General features: G+C 63.5%; 1 protein-coding gene, 1 rRNA gene and 1 pseudogene. 1 reads left to right on the plus strand and 2 read right to left on the minus strand.

Translation table 11 applies throughout. The features are described from left to right. Positions 1 to 1,954 (minus strand): 23S ribosomal RNA (locus C4301_RS09135); the annotation flags it as partial. Between the two features lie 41 nt (positions 1,955 to 1,995). Further along, positions 1,996 to 3,137, minus strand: a pseudogene (locus C4301_RS09140) (integrase core domain-containing protein). 377 nt (positions 3,138 to 3,514) lie between these two features. On the opposite strand from C4301_RS09140, the gene glmS reads away from it, so the two are divergent. Next, a complete protein-coding gene (gene glmS / locus C4301_RS09145; RefSeq protein ID WP_352414774.1) occupies positions 3,515 to 5,329 on the plus strand; it encodes a glutamine--fructose-6-phosphate transaminase (isomerizing) in 1,815 nt (604 codons plus the stop codon). The last annotated feature ends 82 nt before the right edge of the window (positions 5,330 to 5,411 follow it).

A 5,411-nucleotide genomic window follows, 5' to 3' on the forward strand; every position in this document is an offset into this window, starting at 1 on the left:
CGGAACTTACCCGACAAGGAATTTCGCTACCTTAGGACCGTTATAGTTACGGCCGCCGTTCACCGGGGCTTCGGTTCAGGGCGTGAACCCCTCCCCTTGACCTTCCGGCACCGGGCAAGCGTCGCTCCCTATACCTCCTCTTACGAGTTCGCAGAGAGCTGTGTTTTTGGTAAACAGTCGCCAGAGCCTATTCACTGCGACTCCCTCGGGCTACTCACCCTAACGGAGCACCCCTTCTCCCGAAGTTACGGGGCTAACTTGCAAAGTTCCTTGGCGAGGGTTCTCCCGCGCGCCTTAGTGCTCTCGCACCCGCCCACCTGTGTCGGTTTCCGGTACGGGTCCCCATGGGTTACGCTTAGAGGCTTTTCTCGGCTCCCTGGCTTCAGGGGGTTGTCACCCTCACGGGCTTCCCCACCACGCAGAGCACACGAGAGGCGGATTTGCCTGCCCCTCACCCTGCGCTTCTGGCCGGGCTCGTCCATGGCTCCGGTCCCCCTAGCCTAAAGCGTCACCCCATCGCACCCATGGGGAGGGCCGGAATATTAACCGGCTGTCCATCGGCTACGCCTTTCGGCCTCACCTTAGGCCCCGCCTAACCCTACGCTGACGACCATTGCGTAGGAACCCTTGGGCTTACGGCGACAGGGATTTCCACCCTGTTTATCGTTACTCATGCCGGCATCCGCACTTCCCTTGCCTCCAGCTGCCCTCGCGGACAACCTTCATCGGCATCGGGAACGCTCCCCTACCGCTCAAGGTCTACCCTTGAACCCGCGGCTTCGGCGCTGGGCTTAAGCCCCGATCATTTTCGGCGCAGCACCACTCGACCAGTGAGCTATTACGCACTCTTTAAAGGATGGCTGCTTCTAAGCCAACCTCCTGGCTGTCTCAGCGGCGCCACATCCTTTCCCACTTAGCCCAGACTCCGGGACCTTAGCCGGCGGTCTCGGTTGTTCCCGCGCTCGGATACGAACGTTATCGCCCGCACCCTCACTCCCAGGCTCCACCTGAGCCCCTTCGGAGTTTGACAGGGTTTGGTAGGCTGGTAGGCCCCCTAGCCCTATCAGTGCTCTACAGGACCCAGTCAGCACCTGAGGCTGACCCTAAAGTCATTTCGGGGAGAACCAGCTATCTCCGGGTTCGGTTAGCTTTTCACTCCTAACCCCAGCTCATCCGAGGGGTTTTCATCCCCCACCGGTCCGGCCCTCCACGCGGTCTTACCCGCGCTTCAGCCTGGCCAGGGCTAGCTCACCCGGTTTCGGGTCCACGGCCGCAGACTAAACGCCCTGTTCGGACTCGGTTTCCCTACGCCTCCGCCAAAGGCTTAAGCTCGCCTACGACCGTGAGTCGCCGGCTCATGCTTCAATAGGCACACCACAAGGGCTTAATGCCCCCGTGATTGCTTGTAAGCACACGGTTTCAGGCTCTTTTTCACTCCCCTCCCGGGGTTCTTTTCACCTTTCCCTCACGGTACTGGTTCACTATCGGTCACCCGGAGTACTTAGCCTTAGGCGGTGGTCCGCCCAGATTCCCCCATGGCTCCACGAACCACAGGGTACTCGGGTACCCTCACCTATCCCTACGCCTTCCGCCTACGGGGCTTTCACCCTCTTTGGCGCTGCTTCCCAACAGCTTCGGCTAGGCTCAGGATTCGGTATCTTGAGGGCCCCACTACCCCGGCCTGCAAGCAGACCGGTTTAGGCTCTTCCCCTTTCGCTCGCCGCTACTCAGGGAGTCGATCTCTCTTTCCTCTCCTGTGGGTACTAAGATGTTTCAGTTCCCCACGTTCCCCCCGCTCATCGCGGTGACCCGTGTTCCCACGGGCCGGGTTCCCCCATTCGGAGATCCAGGGATCAACGCCCGCTACCGGCTCCCCCTGGCTTATCGCAGGTAGCCACGTCCTTCATCGGCTCGGGTGCCGAGGCATCCACCGTGTGCCCTTAGCATCTTGACCGCCCTTTACATCATCCCTAAAGGGCGCTACCACCTGGCCTGTCAAGATCCCCCGCCGCTCTCACCGAGCAGCGCAAAAATAAGACTACCACCGCGGCAAAAAAGAGTCAAGGGGGTGTAATCGGTCAACACATCTGAGACTCTCCACCCTGGGGGACCGACTCCCCTTGCATCATAGCCAGGAACTCTAGGGGCGCGAGGCCGTTTAGGGCCCGGTGCGGTCGTTCGCGGTTGTAGTACTCCAGGTAAGCGTTTAGCTCACTTTGAAGCTCGGGAATCCTTGAAGGCAACGGCCGGGTGTAGAACTCGTCCCTGAAGGTCCGCTGCATTCGTTCGACGTGGCCATTGAGCTTGGGACTCCTGGGTGGGAGGACGAAGAGCTCGATGCCTAAACGCGCACAAACTTCTTCAAACTCCGCCATGAACTCGCTCCCGCCGTCCACTTGAATCGCCCGGACGGGGAAGGGGGTGTGGGTGATGAGGTGAGCCAGGAAGCCGGCCGCCAGGTCCGCCGTGGCCCTCGTGTGCACCTCGGCCAGAGAAAAGCGGGTGAAAAGGTCCACCGCCGAGAAGTGCTTGACGACCTCCCCGGGCCCTAGGGTCACGGTGAGGGTGTCCACCTGGACCAGGTCCCCAGGTGAGGAGGCAACGTAGCTTTTGGGTTTCCTCCGGGCGTGGGGGCGCTGGGTCTTCCGCCTGGTCTTCCCCCGTCTCGCCCGGGCCAGGAAGGCGGCCACGCTTTCCACCCTTCCCCGCCTTTCCAGGTGGGCCAGGATACGGCCCACGGTGCGCTCGCTGATGTTGAACCCTCGCTTCCAGAGGGCGAGCCAGATCGGCCAGCGGCCCCAGGTGGGGTTTTGTTTTCGCAAGGCCTCGATCGCGATGATGCATTCGGGGCTCCAGTGCCCCTTCCGCCGTAGGCGCTTGGGGCGTTTAGGCTTGGGCAAGAGGCCTTTAAGCCCCTCGTCCTGGAGTTTTCGCTTGTAGCGGTAGTAGGTGGCCCGGCTGATCCCCACCAGGGACTGGATCTCTGACCAGTCCACCTTGAGTTTCCTGAACGCCTCGACCTGTTTGAGCTTTTGTAAGCGGGCCTGGACCGTGGGATCGCCCGCGCCAGCCCCGACAAGTTCCTGGGCCTTCCTCGCTCCCCGCCATACCTCCCGGCCAACCGTTGTAAGATGCATCCGTGGGGACCTCCTCTCTCCTGGAGTGGTCCCCACATTCTTATCGATCCGGTCTCACATCTGTCTGTCCGGGTTCAGTATACTTAGGCCCCAGGGGGGTGAGCGCCTGGAAGAGTTAGAGGTTAGGCCAAAAAGGCGGGAAGCGCAGGGGGCCTTTGGCCCGACGAGGTGGCGGACCCCGCAAAGGGGATAACCGGAAAAGCCGGGAAAGATCGAGGGTGTCCGCGGATGCCGCCCGGGGTGTGCCCGCCCCGCCCGCCTGAAAAAAGCCCGCGGGGAAAGCCTGTGCTTCTGGACGGGACAACCCAAGGGCAGGGCGAACCTGAGGACAGGGCCTAAAGCCCTGGTAGGTCCCAAGTGGGCTTAACGAGGAAAAGATGTGCGGAATCGTCGGCTACGTCGGGTTTAGAAGCGCGGCGGATGTGCTTTTGGAGGGGCTGAAGCGGCTCGAGTACCGAGGGTACGACTCCGCTGGGGTGGCGGTGAGGACTAGGGAGGGGCTTAAAGTGGTCAAGCGGGCGGGAAAGCTTTCCGCGCTCGCCGAGGCCCTTGAAGCGGAGCCTCTTTTCGGCCATCTGGGCATCGGCCACACCCGCTGGGCCACCCACGGGGCCCCCACCGACCCCAACGCCCATCCCCACACCACGGAGGACGGGAGGATTGCCATCATCCACAACGGGATCTTTGAAAACCACCTGGAGCTCAAGGAGGCCTTGAAGCAACGGGGGCACCGCTTTAGCTCGGAGACGGACTCGGAGGTGCTGGCCCACCTTCTGGAGGAGAAGTACCAGGGCGACCTCTTCCAGGCCCTAAGGGAGGCCCTCCTGGAGGTGCGGGGGGCCTACGCGGTGGTGGTGGCCCACGAGGGGCACGAGGAGATCGTGGCCGCCCGCACGGTAAGCCCCCTGGTGGTGGGCCTGGGGGAAGGGGAGGCCTTTTTGGCCTCGGATGTGCCCGCCCTTCTCCCCTACACCCGCCGGGTGATCTTCCTCCACGACGGGGACGTGGTCAGGGTCACGAAAACGGGGGTGGAGATCACCGACCTCCAGGGCCGGCCTGTGGAAAGGCCGGTGGTGGAGGTGGACTGGACCCCGGAGGCGGCCGAGAAGGGGGGGTTTCCCCATTACATGCTGAAGGAGATCTACGAGCAGCCCTGGGTTCTGGAGAACACCCTGGGGGGGAGGCTCAGGGAGGAGGAAGGGACGGTGGCGCTCGGCCTGGGCCTGGACCCCCTTTGGGTGAGGCGCATCCACATCCTCGCCTGTGGCACCGCCTTCTACGCGGGCTGGGTGGGAAAGCACCTCCTGGAGGGCCTGGCCCGGATCCCGGTGGAGGTGGAGGTGGCGAGCGAGTACCGGTACCGCAACCCGGTGGTGGAGGAGGGCACGCTGGCCATCGCCATCAGCCAGTCGGGGGAGACGATCGACACCCTCGAGGCCCTCCGGGAGGCCAAACGCCGGGGCGCCCGCTCCTTAGGGGTCATCAACGCCAAGGGCTCCACCCTCACCCGGGAGGTGGAGGATGTCCTCTACATCCACGCCGGGCCGGAGATCGGGGTGGCCTCCACCAAGGCCTACACCGCGATGCTTGCGGCCATGGCCCTTCTGGCCCTCTTCCTCGGCCGTGCCCGGGGGACGCTTTCCAAAGAGGAAGCCCAAGGCCTGATCCGGGAGATGCGCAAACTCCCCCGCCTGGTGGAGGAAGCCCTGGAAAAGCGGCCCCTGGTGGCCCACGTGGCAGAGAAATACCACCAGGCCCAGGACTTCCTCTTCCTGGGCCGGCAGATCCAGGCCCCCACCGCCTATGAGGGGGCCCTAAAGCTCAAGGAGATCAGCTACATCCACGCGGAGGCCTACCCCGCAGGGGAGATGAAACACGGCCCCATCGCCCTGATCGACGAGCACCTGCCCGTGGTGGTTCTGGCCACGGAAGGGCCCCTCTATGAGAAGACCCTTTCCAACATCCAGGAGGTGCGGGCCCGGGGGGGGAGGGTGATCGCGGTGGCCACAGAAGGGGACGAGCGCATCCGCACCCTGGCCCAGGAGGTTTTGTACGTGCCAAAGGTCCACCCCCTCCTGGCCCCCATCGTGAGCGTGGTGCCCCTGCAGCTTTTGGCCTACGAGATCGCGGTCCTCCTCGGGCGGGACGTGGACCGGCCCCGGAACCTAGCGAAGAGCGTCACCGTGGAGTGACAAGAAGGTGACCTCCTCCCCCCTCTAAAGAGGGGGGCTAGAACGTAGCCCCTTTGGGGCTGACCCCCCTTCACCGACGAGG

The sequence above is a fragment of the Thermus sp. genome (assembly GCF_040290245.1).
Lineage (GTDB): Bacteria > Deinococcota > Deinococci > Deinococcales > Thermaceae > Thermus_A.

Excerpts from the sequence above, each read along its gene's own strand:
- glmS (WP_352414774.1), top strand. The coding sequence starts at position 3,515 with ATGTGCGGAATCGTCGGCTACGTCGGGTTTAGAAGCGCGGCGGATGTG.